At 57.5% G+C, this 14378-nt stretch carries 25 protein-coding genes; all 25 read right to left on the reverse strand.

Translation table 11 applies throughout. The features are described from left to right. Positions 1 to 36: 36 nt before the first annotated feature. The gene (rpsM, locus tag ACTJKV_RS11955) at positions 37 to 405 is read right to left on the reverse strand and encodes a 30S ribosomal protein S13 (protein ID WP_062427520.1); all 369 of its coding nucleotides are present in this window, start codon (positions 403 to 405) and stop codon (positions 37 to 39) included. A 224-nt stretch (positions 406 to 629) separates the two neighbouring features. Then, positions 630 to 1244: an adenylate kinase gene (locus ACTJKV_RS11960; protein WP_062427521.1), complete on the reverse strand. Its 615-nt coding sequence runs from the start codon at positions 1242 to 1244 to the stop codon at positions 630 to 632. Then, entirely contained in the window at positions 1241 to 2581 is a 1341-nt protein-coding gene (gene secY, locus ACTJKV_RS11965) for a preprotein translocase subunit SecY (RefSeq protein ID WP_062427522.1), read from the reverse strand. The genes ACTJKV_RS11960 and secY overlap by 4 nt, the downstream gene beginning before the upstream one ends. Positions 2582 to 2939: 358 nt before the next feature. Next, a complete protein-coding gene (gene rplO, locus ACTJKV_RS11970; RefSeq protein WP_440598708.1) occupies positions 2940 to 3419 on the reverse strand; it encodes a 50S ribosomal protein L15 in 480 nt (159 codons plus the stop codon). Positions 3420 to 3435: 16 nt separating this feature from the next. Then, complete coding sequence (gene rpmD, locus ACTJKV_RS11975) at positions 3436 to 3642, reverse strand: 50S ribosomal protein L30 (RefSeq protein WP_062440744.1); 207 nt, start codon at positions 3640 to 3642, stop codon at positions 3436 to 3438. 11 nt (positions 3643 to 3653) lie between these two features. Beyond that, positions 3654 to 4223, reverse strand: a complete 570-nt coding sequence (rpsE, locus tag ACTJKV_RS11980) for a 30S ribosomal protein S5 (protein WP_062427525.1) — start codon at positions 4221 to 4223, stop codon at positions 3654 to 3656. A gap of 128 nt (positions 4224 to 4351) precedes the next feature. Further along, entirely contained in the window at positions 4352 to 4714 is a 363-nt protein-coding gene (gene rplR, locus ACTJKV_RS11985; protein WP_062427526.1) for a 50S ribosomal protein L18, read from the reverse strand. A gap of 12 nt (positions 4715 to 4726) precedes the next feature. Further along, positions 4727 to 5260 (reverse strand): 50S ribosomal protein L6, encoded by a 534-nt coding sequence (gene rplF, locus ACTJKV_RS11990; RefSeq protein ID WP_062427527.1) that lies wholly within the window; start codon positions 5258 to 5260, stop codon positions 4727 to 4729. Positions 5261 to 5302: 42 nt separating this feature from the next. Next, positions 5303 to 5701: a 30S ribosomal protein S8 gene (rpsH, locus tag ACTJKV_RS11995; RefSeq protein ID WP_062427528.1), complete on the reverse strand. Its 399-nt coding sequence runs from the start codon at positions 5699 to 5701 to the stop codon at positions 5303 to 5305. A 12-nt stretch (positions 5702 to 5713) separates the two neighbouring features. Then, positions 5714 to 6019 (reverse strand): 30S ribosomal protein S14, encoded by a 306-nt coding sequence (gene rpsN, locus ACTJKV_RS12000; RefSeq protein ID WP_062427529.1) that lies wholly within the window; start codon positions 6017 to 6019, stop codon positions 5714 to 5716. Positions 6020 to 6052: 33 nt separating this feature from the next. Beyond that, positions 6053 to 6610 carry a 50S ribosomal protein L5 gene (gene rplE, locus ACTJKV_RS12005; protein ID WP_062427530.1) on the reverse strand — a complete coding sequence of 186 codons (558 nt, stop codon included), beginning with the start codon at positions 6608 to 6610 and terminating at the stop codon, positions 6053 to 6055. Next, positions 6603 to 6911, reverse strand: coding sequence for a 50S ribosomal protein L24 (gene rplX / locus ACTJKV_RS12010; protein ID WP_062427531.1), 309 nt, complete (start codon positions 6909 to 6911; stop codon positions 6603 to 6605). Before rplX ends, rplE begins: the two co-directional genes overlap by 8 nt. A 12-nt stretch (positions 6912 to 6923) precedes the next feature. After that, positions 6924 to 7292: a 50S ribosomal protein L14 gene (gene rplN, locus ACTJKV_RS12015; RefSeq protein ID WP_027677419.1), complete on the reverse strand. Its 369-nt coding sequence runs from the start codon at positions 7290 to 7292 to the stop codon at positions 6924 to 6926. A 235-nt stretch (positions 7293 to 7527) separates the two neighbouring features. Further along, complete coding sequence (rpsQ, locus tag ACTJKV_RS12020; RefSeq protein WP_027677420.1) at positions 7528 to 7764, reverse strand: 30S ribosomal protein S17; 237 nt, start codon at positions 7762 to 7764, stop codon at positions 7528 to 7530. A gap of 11 nt (positions 7765 to 7775) precedes the next feature. Next, positions 7776 to 7976 carry a 50S ribosomal protein L29 gene (gene rpmC, locus ACTJKV_RS12025; protein ID WP_027677421.1) on the reverse strand — a complete coding sequence of 67 codons (201 nt, stop codon included), beginning with the start codon at positions 7974 to 7976 and terminating at the stop codon, positions 7776 to 7778. Between the two features lie 12 nt (positions 7977 to 7988). After that, on the reverse strand, positions 7989 to 8402 hold the full coding sequence (gene rplP, locus ACTJKV_RS12030) for a 50S ribosomal protein L16 (RefSeq protein ID WP_027677422.1): 414 nt from the start codon (positions 8400 to 8402) through the stop codon (positions 7989 to 7991). A gap of 38 nt (positions 8403 to 8440) precedes the next feature. Further along, positions 8441 to 9172, reverse strand: coding sequence for a 30S ribosomal protein S3 (rpsC, locus tag ACTJKV_RS12035; RefSeq protein ID WP_062427532.1), 732 nt, complete (start codon positions 9170 to 9172; stop codon positions 8441 to 8443). Beyond that, positions 9172 to 9561 carry a 50S ribosomal protein L22 gene (gene rplV / locus ACTJKV_RS12040; protein ID WP_062427533.1) on the reverse strand — a complete coding sequence of 130 codons (390 nt, stop codon included), beginning with the start codon at positions 9559 to 9561 and terminating at the stop codon, positions 9172 to 9174. Before rplV ends, rpsC begins: the two co-directional genes overlap by 1 nt. 2 nt (positions 9562 to 9563) lie before the next feature. Further along, positions 9564 to 9842, reverse strand: a complete 279-nt coding sequence (rpsS, locus tag ACTJKV_RS12045; RefSeq protein ID WP_027677425.1) for a 30S ribosomal protein S19 — start codon at positions 9840 to 9842, stop codon at positions 9564 to 9566. Between the two features lie 15 nt (positions 9843 to 9857). Then, positions 9858 to 10694 (reverse strand): 50S ribosomal protein L2, encoded by an 837-nt coding sequence (gene rplB / locus ACTJKV_RS12050; RefSeq protein ID WP_062427534.1) that lies wholly within the window; start codon positions 10692 to 10694, stop codon positions 9858 to 9860. 44 nt (positions 10695 to 10738) lie between these two features. Next, a complete protein-coding gene (locus ACTJKV_RS12055; RefSeq protein WP_027677427.1) occupies positions 10739 to 11032 on the reverse strand; it encodes a 50S ribosomal protein L23 in 294 nt (97 codons plus the stop codon). Further along, positions 11029 to 11649 (reverse strand): 50S ribosomal protein L4, encoded by a 621-nt coding sequence (gene rplD, locus ACTJKV_RS12060; protein WP_062427535.1) that lies wholly within the window; start codon positions 11647 to 11649, stop codon positions 11029 to 11031. Before rplD ends, ACTJKV_RS12055 begins: the two co-directional genes overlap by 4 nt. 12 nt (positions 11650 to 11661) lie before the next feature. After that, entirely contained in the window at positions 11662 to 12303 is a 642-nt protein-coding gene (gene rplC / locus ACTJKV_RS12065; RefSeq protein WP_062427536.1) for a 50S ribosomal protein L3, read from the reverse strand. Between the two features lie 171 nt (positions 12304 to 12474). After that, on the reverse strand, positions 12475 to 12783 hold the full coding sequence (gene rpsJ / locus ACTJKV_RS12070) for a 30S ribosomal protein S10 (protein WP_003507767.1): 309 nt from the start codon (positions 12781 to 12783) through the stop codon (positions 12475 to 12477). Positions 12784 to 13202: 419 nt separating this feature from the next. After that, on the reverse strand, positions 13203 to 14378 hold a 1176-nt coding region (gene tuf / locus ACTJKV_RS12075), incomplete at its 5' end, for an elongation factor Tu (protein WP_111851116.1).

A 14378-nucleotide genomic window follows, 5' to 3' on the forward strand; every position in this document is an offset into this window, starting at 1 on the left:
GTTCGCACCAGCCTCCTCTTCCGCATAAACGGAAAATTACTTCTTCTTGCCCGCGATGGCCTTCGCTGGACCCTTACGGGTACGAGCGTTGGTGTGCGTGCGCTGACCGCGAACCGGAAGGCCACGGCGGTGGCGCAGGCCACGGTAGCAACCGAGGTCCATGAGGCGCTTGATGTTCATCGCGGTTTCGCGACGAAGATCGCCTTCGACCTGGTAATCGCGGTCGATGGTTTCGCGGATCTGAAGGACTTCAGCGTCCGTCAGCTGATGAACGCGCTTATCGGCCGAGAGACCAACCTTGTTCATGATTTCCTGCGCGAATTTCGGACCGATCCCGTGAATATAGGTCAAAGCGATAACAACGCGCTTAGCCGTCGGGATGTTGACGCCAGCGATACGTGCCACGTCTATTCTCCTTGCGTTCCAGTTGCCATCCGGCAAGTGGTGCTTCCATTTGAGCGGCACGATGCTGCCGCCAGTTCAAATTCCTGTTCGTCACAAGTCAAAACGACCGAACCCGGACTTTCCTTCCCTAAAGGAAAATCCGCGCCAGTCGCTTGGGTTGTCGCGAGTTGGCGCGGTGTTTAACGGAATCGGTTGAAAAAAGCAACCGGCCCCGCCAAGATTCTTTAGATCCGTGCAGCAGAGGCCGCCGGGCTGTTGTCTTTTTCCAAGGCGCCAGCGATTGCGGCAGTCACCGCATCCACATCGGCCATCCCGTCCAGCACGACGAGCTCGCCCTGCTCACGGTAGTATTCGGAGAGCGGCGCTGTCTTCTCACGATACTCGGAGAGGCGCTTGCGGAAGGCTTCCGGATTGTCGTCCGAGCGAACGGTTCCGCCAGCAGCGATCGTCTCAGCCACACGATTTTCGATTCGACGCACAAGCGCCTCTTCGTCGACCTTGAGCTCGATGACCGCATCCAGCTGAATGTTCTTCTGCTGAAGATTCTCGCTCAGAGCCTTGGCCTGCGGTACCGTCCGCGGGTAGCCATCGAGAATGAAGCCGTTCGCACAGTCAGCCTGCTCGATCCGTTCGGACACGATCTGGTTGACGATATCGTCCGACACGAGACCACCGGCATCCATCACCGCCTTGGCGCGCTTGCCGATGTCCGTTCCAGCAGTCACAGCCGCACGCAGCATATCGCCGGTGGAAAGCTGCGGAATGCCGTACTTGTCCGTCAGACGCTTGGCCTGTGTTCCCTTGCCTGCACCTGGCGGTCCCAAAAATATCAGTCTCATCGTCCCCTCTTTCCTCCACGCAGTTTCGATTTCTTGATCAGCCCCTCATATTGCTGAGCAATCAGGTGGCCCTGGATTTGCGCAACAGTATCCAGAGTTACACTGACTACGATCAAAAGCGAAGTACCACCAAGGGCTAACGGTATGCCTGTACGGGCAATAAGTGTCTCAGGAAGGATACAGACGAAGACAAGATAAATCGCGCCGACAACCGTGATGCGTGTCAACACATAGTCAATGTACTCTGCGGTGCGCTCGCCGGGACGAATGCCGGGAATGAAGCCGCCATGCTTCTTCAGATTATCCGCCGTGTCCTTTGGATTGAACACGATCGCCGTATAGAAGAAGGCAAAGAACGCAATCAGCAGGCCGTAGAACAGCATGAAGAGCGGCTGGCCATGCTGGAGAGACGCAATGATCGTCGTCGCCCAGGAAGGAAGGTTCGTGCTGTTGGTAAAGCCTGCAGCCGTTGCCGGCAGGAGCAGCAGCGAGGACGCGAAGATCGCAGGGATAACACCCGCAGTGTTCAGCTTCAGCGGCAGGTGCGAGGTGTCGCCCTGGAACATGCGGTTGCCGACCTGACGCTTCGGATACTGGATCAGAAGACGGCGCTGGGCGCGTTCGACGAAGACGATCAGCGCGATCACCAGGATGGCGACGATGACGACAGTGAGAATCAGCGTCGTGGACAGCGCTCCTGTGCGGCCAAGCTCCAGCGTACCGGCCAGAGCCTTCGGCAGACCAGCAGCGATACCCGCAAAGATAATTAGCGAAATACCGTTGCCGATACCGCGCGAGGTGATCTGCTCGCCAAGCCACATCAGGAACATCGTGCCGCCAAGCAGCGTGAGGACGGTGGAGACGCGGAAGAACAGACCTGGGTCGACAACGAGGCCAGCACCGCTCTCGAGCCCGACGGAAATGCCGTAGGCCTGCAGCGTACCCAGCAGCACAGTGCCGTAGCGGGTGTACTGGTTGATGATCTTGCGGCCTGCTTCGCCTTCCTTTTTCAAGGATTCCAGCGACGGCACGACCGATGTCATCAGCTGAACGATGATCGAAGCGGAGATGTAAGGCATGATGCCGAGCGCGAAGATCGCCATGCGCTCGACAGCGCCGCCCGCAAACATGTTGAAGAGACCGAGAATGCCGTTCGCCTGACCGCGAAATGCCTGGGCATAGGCTTCCGGGTTCAGACCGGGAAGCGGAATATGCGTGCCGAGGCGATAGACGAGAAGTGCGGCAAGGGTAAACCAGAGGCGCTTTTTCAGATCTTCAGCCTTGGCGAAGGTCGAAAAATTCAGGTTTGAGGCCAGTTGTTCCGCTGCTGAAGCCATAAATTTCTCCGCATGACCCTATCCAGCAGCACGGTGAACGGCGTCTCCGGCAGGGTCCATAAAGATACTGGTTCAAAAACCGGGCTTCGGACGGAAAGCGACTGTAACGTCGCAATCATGCCTCACCCTTGTTTTCGTATGTCCTATCCCCTCCCCCTACCGAGTTCAAGGTCAAAGGGAGTTCAAGGACTGTGAGGCACTCACTTGCGCTGCACGCTGCGGCATTTTGAGCGCGAGACATGCGAGATCGCAATGAGTCGCTGCGCATTTCCGTCAAATCGATTAGATTTTCAAAGACTTACGTAGCGTAAAGAGAAACGCCCGGGGCGAAACACCCCGGGCGTTCAGAGATCATATATTACTCGAAAGCTTCCGGCGCAACAACGAGAAGCTTGATGGACCCACCAGCCTTCTCGATTTTTTCAAGCGCAGGCTTGGAAGCGCCGGCGACTTCGAAAGCCACCTTTGCCGTTAGCTCGCCGTCGGCCAGGATACGCACGCCGTCTTTCGGACGACGGATCACGCCAGCAGCCTTGAGAGCAGCGGCATCAACCGTTGCCTTGGCGTCGAGCTTGCCAGCATCGATCGCAGCCTGAACGCGGCCGAGCGAAACGGTCACGTATTCGGAAGCGAAGATGTTGGTGAAGCCGCGCTTCGGCAGACGACGGTAGATTGGCATCTGACCGCCTTCGAAGCCGTTGATGGCAACGCCCGAACGAGCCTTCTGACCCTTGACGCCGCGACCACCGGTCTTGCCCTTGCCGGAGCCGATACCGCGACCTACGCGGATACGGTCTTTGGTGGCGCCTTCGTTGTCTCTGATTTCATTGAGTTTCATGATAGGTTCCTCCGTCTCACTTCTCGTCTACGACGCGAACGAGATGCTGGACCGCACGAATCATGCCACGAACAGAAGGCGTATCTTCCAGCGTGCGCTGACGGTGCATCTTGTTAAGACCCAGGCCGATCAGCGTCTGACGCTGGATCTCCGGGCGGCGGTTTGGGCTGCCGATCTGTTCGACCGTAACAGTCTTCTTGGCTTCAGTAGTGTTCTTGGCCATGATCCAGATCCTTACTCTTCAGAAGCGACGCCGGATGCGACGCGACGTGACTGAAGGGTTGCATACTTGAGACCACGCTGAGCAGCGATGTCCTTCGGATGAACCTGATGCTTCAGGGCGTCAAACGTTGCACGGACCATGTTGTACGGGTTCGAAGAGCCCGTAGACTTGGCAACAACGTCGTGAACGCCGAGCGTTTCGAAAACAGCGCGCATTGGACCACCGGCGATGATACCGGTACCAGCCTTGGCGGAGCGCAACAGAACCTTGCCGGCGCCGTGGCGACCGTTAACGTCGTGGTGCAGCGTACGGCCATCGCGCAGCGGAACGAAGATCAGATCGCGCTTGGCAGCTTCAGTTGCCTTGCGGATTGCTTCTGGAACTTCACGAGCCTTGCCGTGACCAAAGCCAACGCGGCCCTTCTGGTCGCCGACGACGACGAGAGCTGCGAAGCCGAAACGACGGCCACCCTTAACAACCTTAGCAACGCGGTTGATCGCGACCAGCTTGTCGACGAATTCGCTATCGCGCTCTTCGCGGTTCTGGCGATCGTCGCGAGAACCTCTTTTTTCCTGTGCCATTGTCCTTTTCCTTTTTCTTTTCCGGTATCGAACGGCAAACGAAAGTAGGCCCTCCGGCTCCATTGCTGAAGTCCGGTTGGCCCGGTGAAAATCCACCCGGTGCGACATGCGCCCGGGTGGATAAAGTCTTAGAAGTTCAGACCGCCTTCGCGGGCAGCATCTGCCAGGGCCTTGACGCGACCGTGATAGATGAATGCGCCACGGTCGAATACGACATCCTTGACGCCAGCCTTGCCAGCGCGCTCGGCAACCAGCTTGCCAACGACGGCAGCAGCCGCAACGTCAGCGCCGGTCTTCAGCGACGAGCGCAGATCGGCTTCGAGCGTGGAGGCAGACGCGAGCGTCTTGCCTGCAACATCATCGATGATCTGAGCGTAGATGTTCTTCGACGAGCGATGAACCGACAGGCGCGGGCGACCGTTAGCAACCGCCTTGAGCTGGCGGCGTACACGGTTCGCACGACGTGCAAGTGCTTCTTTCCTGCTAGCCATTTCGCGAGTTCCTTACTTCTTCTTGCCTTCTTTGCGGACGATCCGTTCTTCAGCGTACTTGACGCCTTTGCCCTTGTAGGGCTCGGGACCACGGTATTCGCGGATTTCCGCGGCAACCTGACCGACCTGCTGCTTGTTGATGCCGGAAACGATGATTTCCGTCGGCTTCGGCACGGCGATGGTGATACCCTGCGGCGGCTCGTAGACAACGTCATGCGAGAAACCGAGAGCCAGCTGCAGGTTCTTGCCCTGCATGGCGGCACGGTAACCGACGCCGTTGATTTCGAGCTTGCGCTCGTAGCCATCCTTGACACCCTTAAAGATGTTCTCGATCATCGTGCGGGACATGCCCCACTTGGAACGAGCTTCCTTGGTGTTGTTGGACGGCTGTACCGAAACGCCGTTGTCTTCCAGCTTGAGCTGGATATCGTCATTTGCGACGAAGAACAGTTCGCCCTTTGGACCCTTGGCAGTAATCTTCTGGCCTTCAACGTTGGCCGTCACACCTGCGGGAACCTGAACGGGCTTTTTACCGATACGAGACATATTTCTATCCTGTCTGTCCGTTACGGAGATCCTTACTCGGCCTTAGAAGACCGAGCAGAGAACCTCGCCACCAACGTTCTGTTCGCGAGCCTGGTGATCGGCCATCACACCCTTCGGGGTCGAAAGGATGGTGATGCCGAGGCCGTTCGCGACCTGCGGAATGGACTTAACCGAGACATAAACTCGGCGGCCCGGCTTGGATACGCGGCCGATCTCACGGATCACCGACGCACCTTCGTAGTACTTCAGCTCGATGGTGAATTCGGACTTGCCGTTTTCAAAATCGACCTTGGAATAACCGCGGATGTAGCCTTCAGCCTGCAGCACGTCGAGAACGCGTGCGCGGAGGCTGGAAGCAGGTGTGCTAACCGAAGACTTGCGACGGGAAGCACCATTGCGGATGCGGGTGAGCATATCACCCAAAGGATCAGTCATGGTCATGTGCCCGTCTCCTTACCAGCTCGACTTGACAATGCCCGGCACCTTGCCGGAATTGCCCAGCTCACGAAGCGCGATACGCGACATCTTGAGCTTGCGATAGAACGCGCGCGGACGGCCCGTTACTTCGCAGCGGTTGCGGATACGCGTCTTCGAGCCGTCACGCGGCAGCGAAGCGAGCTTCAGAGTTGCCTGGAACCGCTCTTCGATCGGAAGGGACTGGTTCATGACGATGGCCTTGAGGGCGGCACGCTTGCCGGCCTGGGAGGCAACTGTCTTGCGGCGGCGCTTGTTCTTTTCAACTGCGCTTGTTTTCGCCATATCGGAGTTCCTTTTCTACGCTCGTCGTTACGGTTACTGACGGAACGGGAAGTTGAACTCTGTCAAAAGAGCCCGTGCTTCGTCGTCGGTCGGCGCCGTCGTGCAAACGATGATGTCCATGCCCCACATCTGATCAACCTTGTCGTAGTTGATTTCTGGGAACACAATGTGTTCCTTGATGCCCATGGCGAAGTTGCCACGGCCGTCAAAGCTCTTCGGGTTCAGGCCCCGGAAGTCGCGAACGCGCGGAAGCGCGATGTTGACCAGACGATCAAGGAATTCGTACATGCGTGCGCCGCGAAGAGTAACCTTCGCACCGATTGGCATGCCTTCGCGAACCTTGAAGCCAGCAATCGAGTTGCGGGCGCGGGTCACGACCGGCTTCTGACCTGCAATAGCAGCCAGATCGCCTGCAGCAACCGTGGGCTTCTTGGAGTCGGCAGTCGCCTCACCCACACCCATGTTGATCACGATCTTGTCCAGCTTGGGGATCATCATGACGTTAGCGTAGGAGAACTTCTCCTGCATGGCGCCGCGGATACGGTTTACGTATTCCGTCTTGAGACGCGGTTCGTACTTGGTCTCAGCCATCGATGACTTCTCCCGAACGCTTGGCCACACGGACCTTCTTGCCTTCTACAACCTTGAAGCCAACGCGAGTCGGCTTGCCATCCTTATCGGCGATGGCAATGTTGGAGATGTGCAAGGATGCTTCCTTGTTGATAATGCCGGCTTCCTGGCTCTGGGTCTGGCGCTGGTGACGCTTCACCATGTTGACGCCACGCACAACAGCACGGTCTTCCTTCGGCATTACCTGGATTACTTCGCCGGTACGGCCCTTGTCCTTACCGGTCAATACGACAACCTTGTCGCCTTTACGAATCTTCTGCATCGCTCGTGCTCCTTACAGTACTTCTGGAGCCAGCGAGATGATCTTCATGTGGTTCTTGCCGCGAAGCTCGCGAGGAACCGGTCCGAAGATACGGGTGCCGATCGGCTCTTTCTTGTTGTCGATAAGAACAGCTGCGTTGTTATCGAAACGGATGACGCTGCCGTCGGCGCGGCGGATGTCCTTGGCGGTACGCACAACAACCGCCTTCATCACGTCGCCCTTCTTGACGCGGCCGCGCGGAATAGCTTCCTTGATGGAAACGACGATAATGTCGCCCACGGAAGCGTACTTGCGCTTGGAGCCGCCCAGCACCTTGATGCACATGACACGACGTGCGCCGGAATTATCCGCCACGTCGAGGTTTGTTTGCATCTGAATCATGTCAGGTCGCCTTCTTGTTGTTACCGGACCGGTTGGGCATACATCATGGATGCTGCCCCCTGTTCCAGCTTATGAAATCTCTGTCTTTGCGCGGAAGAAATCTTGCCAGGGTGGTTTCCCAAAGGGACCTTCCGTGCGCATCAAAGCAAAAGACGCTCGGGTTACGAGCGTCCTTGCGCTGCTTCATACAGATTTTCGCGCCAAGTGCAAGACACCTGGCGCGATTCCGTTGAAATTAAGCGTGAGCGGCAACCACCGTCCAGCGCTTATCCTTGGAGATCGGTGCGCATTCCTCAATGGAAACCACATCGCCGACCTTGTATTGGTTGTTTTCGTCGTGCGCCTTGTACTTCTTAGAACGACGAACGGTCTTCTGCAGCAAGGGGTGAGCGAATCGGCGCTCAACACGGACTACGACAGTCTTCTCGTTCTTGTCGGATACAACGACGCCCTGGAGAATGCGTTTAGGCATAGTATTCTTCCTTAGGCCTTGGCTTCTGCGGCCTTTTGGGCAGCAATGGTTTTGATCCGGGCGATGTCCTTACGGACTTCGTTGATGCGCGAGGACTTTTCCAGCTGGCCGGTGGCCTTCTGGAAACGCAGGTTGAACTGTTCCTTTTTCAGGTCAGCCAACTTGTCCTTGAGCTGGTCGGCGCTGAGGCCGCGAATATCTTCGGCTTTCATTTGCCTTGCTCCTTACTCTGCGATGCGCTGTACGAAGCGCGTCTTGACCGAGAGCTTGGCAGCGCCGAGACGAAGCGCCTCGCGGGCGATCTCCTCGGAAACACCGTCGATCTCGAACATCATACGACCAGGCTTGACCTTGCATGCCCAGTAATCAACCGAACCCTTGCCCTTACCCATACGAACTTCGGTCGGCTTAGCCGTAACCGGAGTATCGGGGAATACACGGATCCAAACGCGACCTGCGCGCTTCATGTAACGCGTGATCGCGCGGCGGGCCGCTTCGATCTCGCGTGCATTCACGCGGTTCGGTTCCTGCGACTTCAAGCCGAATTCACCGAATGCCAGGTCAAAGCCGCCCTTGGCAACGCCCTTGATGCGTCCCTTGAACTGCTTGCGGTACTTTGTACGCTTTGGCTGCAACATTTTCTTACTTCTCCGAGCTTATCTTTCGCCAGCGTCAATCAAGCGTTTTCGCGACGACGATCGTTGCGATCGCCACGCTCACGGCTTGCAGGACCCTGAGCATCGCCTTCGAGCGCACGACGCTCGGAAGCCATAGGATCGTGCTCAAGGATTTCGCCCTTGAAGATCCAGACCTTGATGCCGCAGATGCCGAATGCGGTTTCGGCTTCAGCCGTACCGTAGTCGATGTCTGCACGCAGCGTGTGAAGCGGAACGCGGCCTTCGCGGTACCATTCGGTACGAGCGATTTCCGCGCCGCCGAGACGGCCTGCGCAGGTGATCTTGATGCCTTCTGCGCCAAGGCGCAGAGCGGACTGTACGGCGCGCTTCATGGCGCGACGGAAAGCCACGCGGCGTTCCAGCTGCTGGGCAATCGACTGTGCAACGAGCGTTGCGTCGACTTCCGGCTTGCGCACTTCAACGATGTTGAGGTGCGTTTCGGAGCTGGTCATCTCGGAGATCTTCTTGCGAAGCTTCTCGATGTCAGCGCCCTTCTTGCCGATGATGAGGCCCGGACGAGCGGAGTGGATCGTAACGCGGCACTTCTTGTGTGGGCGCTCGATAACGACCTTTGCAATACCGGCCTGCTTCAGTTCCTTCACGAGGTAGGCACGGATAGCGAGGTCTTCATGCAGGAGGTTGCCGTACTCGGAAGTGTCAGCGTACCAACGGCTGTCCCACGTACGGTTGATGCCCAGGCGGAAGCCGATTGGATTGATTTTCTGACCCATTATGCGGCCTCCCCTTTTTCCTCGGCTTCACGAACAACGATCGTGAGGTGCGAGAACGGCTTTTCGATGCGCGATGCACGACCACGGCCACGAGCGTGGAAACGCTTCATGGTGATGGACTTGCCAACATAGGCCTCGGCGACGACGAGAGCGTCTACGTCGAGGTCATGGTTGTTTTCGGCGTTTGCGATAGCCGATTCCAGCGTCTTCTTGACGGTGGAAGCGATACGCTTGCGCGAGAACTCGAGCTCGGCGAGAGCGCGATCAACCTTCTTGCCACGGATAAGAGCGGCAACCAGGTTCAGTTTCTGGGGGCTGACGCGAAGCGTACGGGCAACGGCCTGAGCCTCGTTGTCCTTCAGCCGGCGTTCGGTCTTAGCCTTCGCCATGATTACTTCCTCTTTGCCTTCTTGTCCGCGCCATGACCGTAATAGGTCCGGGTCGGAGAGAATTCACCGAACTTGTGACCGACCATGTCTTCGTTGACAGAGACGGGCACATGCTTGCTGCCGTTGTAAACGCCGAAGGTCAGACCAACGAACTGCGGCAGGATCGTGGAGCGACGGCTCCAGATCTTGATTACTTCACTGCGTCCGCCTGCGCGCACCTTCTCAGCCTTAGCGAGAAGATAGCCGTCAACAAACGGACCTTTCCATACTGAACGAGCCACTTGAGACTTCCTCTCTTACTTCTTGCGCTGATGGCGCGAACGCATGATGAACTTGTCAGTCGACTTGTTCGAGCGGGTACGCTTGCCCTTGGTAGGCTTGCCCCATGGCGTCACAGGATGACGACCACCGGACGTGCGACCTTCACCACCACCGTGCGGGTGGTCGACCGGGTTCATGACAACGCCGCGAACATGCGGACGCTTGCCGCGCCAACGCGAACGACCGGCCTTGCCATCGTTGATGTTGCCGTGGTCAGCGTTGGAAACAGCGCCGATCGATGCGAGGCAGGAGCCGTGCACCAGACGCTGTTCACCGGAGTTGAGACGCAGGATCGCCATACCGGCATCGCGGCCCACGAGCTGTGCATAGGTACCGGCGGAGCGAGCGATCTGGCCGCCCTTGCCCGGCTTCATCTCGACGTTGTGGATGATCGAGCCGACCGGAATGAACTGCAGCGGCATGGTGTTGCCGGGCTTTACGTCCACTGCCTTGTCGGAGGCGATCACCTTGTCACCGGCAGCGAGACGCTGTGGCGCGAGAATGTAAGCCTGTTCGCCGTCCGTGTATGTCACGAGCGCGATGAATGCGGTGCGGTTAGGGTCATATTCCAGACGTTCAACCGTACCTTCAACGTCGAACTTACGACGCTTGAAGTCAACCAGACGGTAGGTCCGCTTGTGACCGCCGCCCTGGAAACGAACGGTGATCCGGCCCTGGTTGTTACGGCCACCCTTCGAGCTGAGGCCCTGTGTAAGAGCCTTTACCGGCTTGCCCTTGTAGAGCGAAGCGCGGTCCACAATAACCAGCTGACGCTGGCTAGGTGTGGTCGGATTGAAACTTTTCAATGCCATTGTATTTGTTCCCTTTTGGGTCTTTGCCCGCTTGGGCCTAACCTTTAGAGTCCGGTGGACACGTCGATGGATTGACCTTCAGCAAGTGTCACGATCGCCTTCTTGACGTCCTTCTGCTTGCCAGCGAATCCACGGAAACGGCGCGTCTTACCCTTGCGGATAAGCGTGTTCACACCCGTGACCTTGACGCCGAAGAGAGCTTCCACGGCAGCCTTGATTTCAGGCTTGGAAGCGTCCTTGGCGACGTTGAATACGACCTGGTTCTGTTCGGATACCAGCGTCGACTTTTCCGTGATCGAGGGAGATACGATCACATCGTAGTGGCGAAGATCCGTCATTTGAACCGCTCCTCCAGAGCCTCTACAGCAGCCTTGGAAAGCACGAGCTTGCCACGGCGCAGGATGTCGTAAACATTGATGCCCTGTACCGGCAGAACGTCCACATTCGGGATGTTCTGAGCCGCGAGCTTGAAGTTGCCATCAAGTTCTGCGCCGCCGATAACGAGAGCGTTGGTCAGGCCGAGCGAAGCGAAGTTGCCCAGCAGAGCCTTTGTCTTTGCGTCCGATGCAATCAGCTGATCGACGATGATCAGTTCTTCGGCCTTTGCCTTTGCAGACAGGGCGAGACGCAGGCCGAGCGCGCGAACCTTCTTAGGAAGGTCGTGAGCGTGGCTGCGAACGACTGGGCCGTGGGCCTTGCCGCCGCCGCGGAACTGCGGTGCGCGAGCCGAATGGTGACGAGCGCGGCCCGTACCCTTCTGCTTGTACATCTTTGCACCCGTGCGGGAAACTTCCGAACGGTTCTTGGTCTTGTGCGTGCCCTGCTGCTTCTTAGCAAGCTGCCAGCGCACAACGCGGGCCAGGATGTCCTGGCGTGGATCGAGGCCGAAGATTGCGTCCGACAGGGCTACCTTGCCGGCGTCTTTTCCCTCGAGGGTTGTGACGTTCAATTCCATGATAAGGCTCCCTTACTTCGCAGCCGACTTGACGGCGTCGCGGACGATGATCCAGGAACCCTTGGAACCGGGAACGGCGCCCTTCACGAGGATCAAACCGCGATCCTCATCGGTCGAAACCACTTCCAGATTCTGGGTGGTGACGCGGGTCTGGCCCATATGACCAGCCATGCGCTTACCCTTCCACACGCGACCAGGATCCTGGTTGGAACCCGTCGAACCGTGCGCACGGTGAGAGATCGAGTTACCGTGCGATGCGCGGCCACCACCGAAGTTGTGACGCTTCATCGAACCGGCAAAACCCTTACCGATCGTTGTTCCGGTGACGTCGACCAGTTGGCCGGCTTGAAAATGATTTGCGGTCAGTGTTGCACCGACGTCGATCAGGTTCTCGCTGGAGACCTTGAATTCGACGAGCTTTGCTTTCGGCTCGACATTGGCAGCAGCAAAATGGCCGCGAAGCGCCTTTGTCGTGTTCTTGACCTTGGACTGGCCGGCACCGAGCTGAACTGCGGTATAGCCATTCTTGTCTTCCGTACGCTGGGCAACGACTTGTACGTTGTCCATACGCAGGACCGTTACGGGAATATGCTCACCAGCGTCGTTGTAGACGCGGGTCATTCCCACTTTCTGTGCAATCACACCTGAACGCATTGGTTCAATCCTCTTGCGAGCCTTGAAGGGAAAACCCTTGCTCGGCCTTTGTTAGGGAGTTCCCTTCGACATCTCACGATGTTTCCGGTCTCCGGATTGGAAGACGTTGGATTGCTCCACGTACCTTCCTTGTTATATCGGCCCTTACTTTCGCAAGGTCAGGCCGAGGTCTTAGAGCTTGATTTCCACGTCAACGCCAGCAGCGAGGTCGAGCTTCATCAGCGCGTCAACAGTCTGCGGGGTGGGGTCAACGATGTCGAGAAGACGCTTGTGCGTCCGCATTTCGAACTGCTCACGGCTCTTCTTGTCCACGTGGGGAGAGCGGTTGACAGTAAATTTTTCAATGCGGGTAGGCAGCGGAACCGGGCCGCGAACGCTGGCGCCGGTGCGCTTGGCGGTCGACACGATTTCACGGGTGGAGGCATCGAGGATCCGGTGGTCAAACGCCTTGAGGCGGATACGGATATTCTGGCCGTTCATTCGTCTTGTCCTTGTTCTTTATTATTGATTTCCGCACGCGGAAATACATGAACCTAGTTAATCGTGGCGCCGCAGATTTTCAAAAATCGAGAGGAATGCGAAGGGCGCACCCCAATCATTTCAGTAGTCTGTATTGCGAAATCACCCGGCTTCGCAACGCATTGCGAATCCAGCGGTGAACGTGAGTGCGCGTTTACGCGCTTTCACCGAAATTTTCAAGCACTAAAAGTGCAGCGCCGATACGCTTTTTCATCAAACAACTGACGGCGGTGTGTTTGCACCGCCGTCAATTAGAATTTCAGACGTCGAGATTCCCCGACAATCAAGGCAACGATGCCGACGCTACCTGCAGATCGCGCTTGCCCGCCATCTGCAATCTTAAGTGCCGTCGGCAAGCTTACGGCATCGTCGGTCGTCGATTACTCGATGATCGAGGCAACGATGCCGGCGCCGACGGTACGGCCGCCTTCGCGGATAGCGAAGCGCAGCTTTTCTTCCATCGCGATCGGAACGATCAGCTCGACTTCAACCGTGACGTTGTCGCCAGGCATAACCATTTCCGTGCCTTCTGGAAGCGAAACAATACCGGTAACGTCAGTCGTACGGAAGTAGAACTGCGGACGGTAGTTCGTGAAGAACGGCGTATGACGGCCGCCTTCTTCCTTCGTCAGGATGTAGGCTTCTGCCATGAACTTCTTGTGCGGCTTGACCGAACCTGGCTTGCAAAGGATCTGACCACGCTCAACGCCATCGCGCTGTACGCCACGAACCAGTGCACCGATGTTGTCGCCAGCTTGGCCCTGATCGAGCAGCTTGCGGAACATTTCAACGCCGGTAACAGTCGTCTTCGACGTCGCACGAATGCCGACGATCTCGACTTCTTCACCAACCTTGACGATACCACGCTCAACGCGGCCGGTCACAACCGTACCACGACCGGAGATCGAGAACACGTCTTCGATCGGCATCAGGAACGGCTGGTCGATCGGACGCTCAGGCGTCGGAATGTAGGCGTCAACCTGAGCCATAAGCTCGCGGATGGCGTCTTCGCCGATCTTCTTGTCGGAATCTTCAAGAGCAGCAAGTGCCGAACCCTTGACGATCGGAATGTCGTCGCCTGGGAAGTCGTAGGACGACAGAAGTTCGCGAACTTCAAGCTCGACGAGCTCCAGAAGTTCTGCGTCGTCAACCTGGTCAACCTTGTTGAGGAACACGACGATCGCCGGAACGCCAACCTGGCGAGCAAGCAGGATGTGCTCGCGCGTCTGCGGCATCGGGCCGTCAGCAGCAGAGCAAACCAGGATCGCGCCGTCCATCTGCGCAGCACCGGTGATCATGTTCTTCACGTAGTCGGCGTGGCCGGGGCAGTCAACGTGAGCGTAGTGACGGTTCGGGGTCTCATACTCAACGTGCGCCGTCGAAATCGTGATACCACGAGCCTTCTCTTCAGGAGCCGCGTCGATCTGGTCATACGCCTTGAACTCGCCGAAGTACTTCGTGATCGCGGCAGTCAAAGACGTCTTGCCGTGGTCAACGTGACCGATCGTGCCGATGTTGACGTGCGGCTTATTCCGCTCAAACTTGCTCTTTGCCAT

Source organism: Agrobacterium sp. 22117, assembly GCF_052045735.1.
Classification (GTDB): domain Bacteria; phylum Pseudomonadota; class Alphaproteobacteria; order Rhizobiales; family Rhizobiaceae; genus Agrobacterium; species Agrobacterium cavarae.

Bases quoted from the DNA above. Each gene is read 5' to 3' on its own strand.
- rplF (WP_062427527.1), bottom strand. From the start codon at position 5,260: ATGTCTCGTATCGGTAAAAAGCCCGTTCAGGTTCCCGCAGGTGTGACG.
- rpsJ (WP_003507767.1), bottom strand. From the start codon at position 12,783: ATGAACGGCCAGAATATCCGTATCCGCCTCAAGGCGTTTGACCACCGG.
- rpsC (WP_062427532.1), bottom strand. From the start codon at position 9,172: ATGGGTCAGAAAATCAATCCAATCGGCTTCCGCCTGGGCATCAACCGT.
- rplR (WP_062427526.1), bottom strand. From the start codon at position 4,714: ATGGCTAGCAGGAAAGAAGCACTTGCACGTCGTGCGAACCGTGTACGC.
- rplN (WP_027677419.1), bottom strand. From the start codon at position 7,292: ATGATTCAGATGCAAACAAACCTCGACGTGGCGGATAATTCCGGCGCA.
- rplB (WP_062427534.1), bottom strand. From the start codon at position 10,694: ATGGCATTGAAAAGTTTCAATCCGACCACACCTAGCCAGCGTCAGCTG.
- rpsH (WP_062427528.1), bottom strand. From the start codon at position 5,701: ATGACCATGACTGATCCTTTGGGTGATATGCTCACCCGCATCCGCAAT.
- rpmD (WP_062440744.1), bottom strand. From the start codon at position 3,642: ATGGCCAAGAACACTACTGAAGCCAAGAAGACTGTTACGGTCGAACAG.
- rpsQ (WP_027677420.1), bottom strand. From the start codon at position 7,764: ATGCCTAAACGCATTCTCCAGGGCGTCGTTGTATCCGACAAGAACGAG.
- ACTJKV_RS12055 (WP_027677427.1), bottom strand. From the start codon at position 11,032: ATGACGGATCTTCGCCACTACGATGTGATCGTATCTCCCTCGATCACG.
- rpmC (WP_027677421.1), bottom strand. From the start codon at position 7,976: ATGAAAGCCGAAGATATTCGCGGCCTCAGCGCCGACCAGCTCAAGGAC.
- rplP (WP_027677422.1), bottom strand. From the start codon at position 8,402: ATGTTGCAGCCAAAGCGTACAAAGTACCGCAAGCAGTTCAAGGGACGC.
- rpsE (WP_062427525.1), bottom strand. From the start codon at position 4,223: ATGGCACAGGAAAAAAGAGGTTCTCGCGACGATCGCCAGAACCGCGAA.
- rplC (WP_062427536.1), bottom strand. From the start codon at position 12,303: ATGCGTTCAGGTGTGATTGCACAGAAAGTGGGAATGACCCGCGTCTAC.
- rplO (WP_440598708.1), bottom strand. From the start codon at position 3,419: ATGAAACTCAATGAAATCAGAGACAACGAAGGCGCCACCAAAGACCGT.
- rplV (WP_062427533.1), bottom strand. From the start codon at position 9,561: ATGGCGAAGGCTAAGACCGAACGCCGGCTGAAGGACAACGAGGCTCAG.
- rplD (WP_062427535.1), bottom strand. From the start codon at position 11,649: ATGGAATTGAACGTCACAACCCTCGAGGGAAAAGACGCCGGCAAGGTA.
- rpsN (WP_062427529.1), bottom strand. From the start codon at position 6,019: ATGGCGAAAACAAGCGCAGTTGAAAAGAACAAGCGCCGCCGCAAGACA.
- rplE (WP_062427530.1), bottom strand. From the start codon at position 6,610: ATGGCTGAGACCAAGTACGAACCGCGTCTCAAGACGGAATACGTAAAC.
- rplX (WP_062427531.1), bottom strand. From the start codon at position 6,911: ATGCAGAAGATTCGTAAAGGCGACAAGGTTGTCGTATTGACCGGTAAG.
- ACTJKV_RS11960 (WP_062427521.1), bottom strand. From the start codon at position 1,244: ATGAGACTGATATTTTTGGGACCGCCAGGTGCAGGCAAGGGAACACAG.
- secY (WP_062427522.1), bottom strand. From the start codon at position 2,581: ATGGCTTCAGCAGCGGAACAACTGGCCTCAAACCTGAATTTTTCGACC.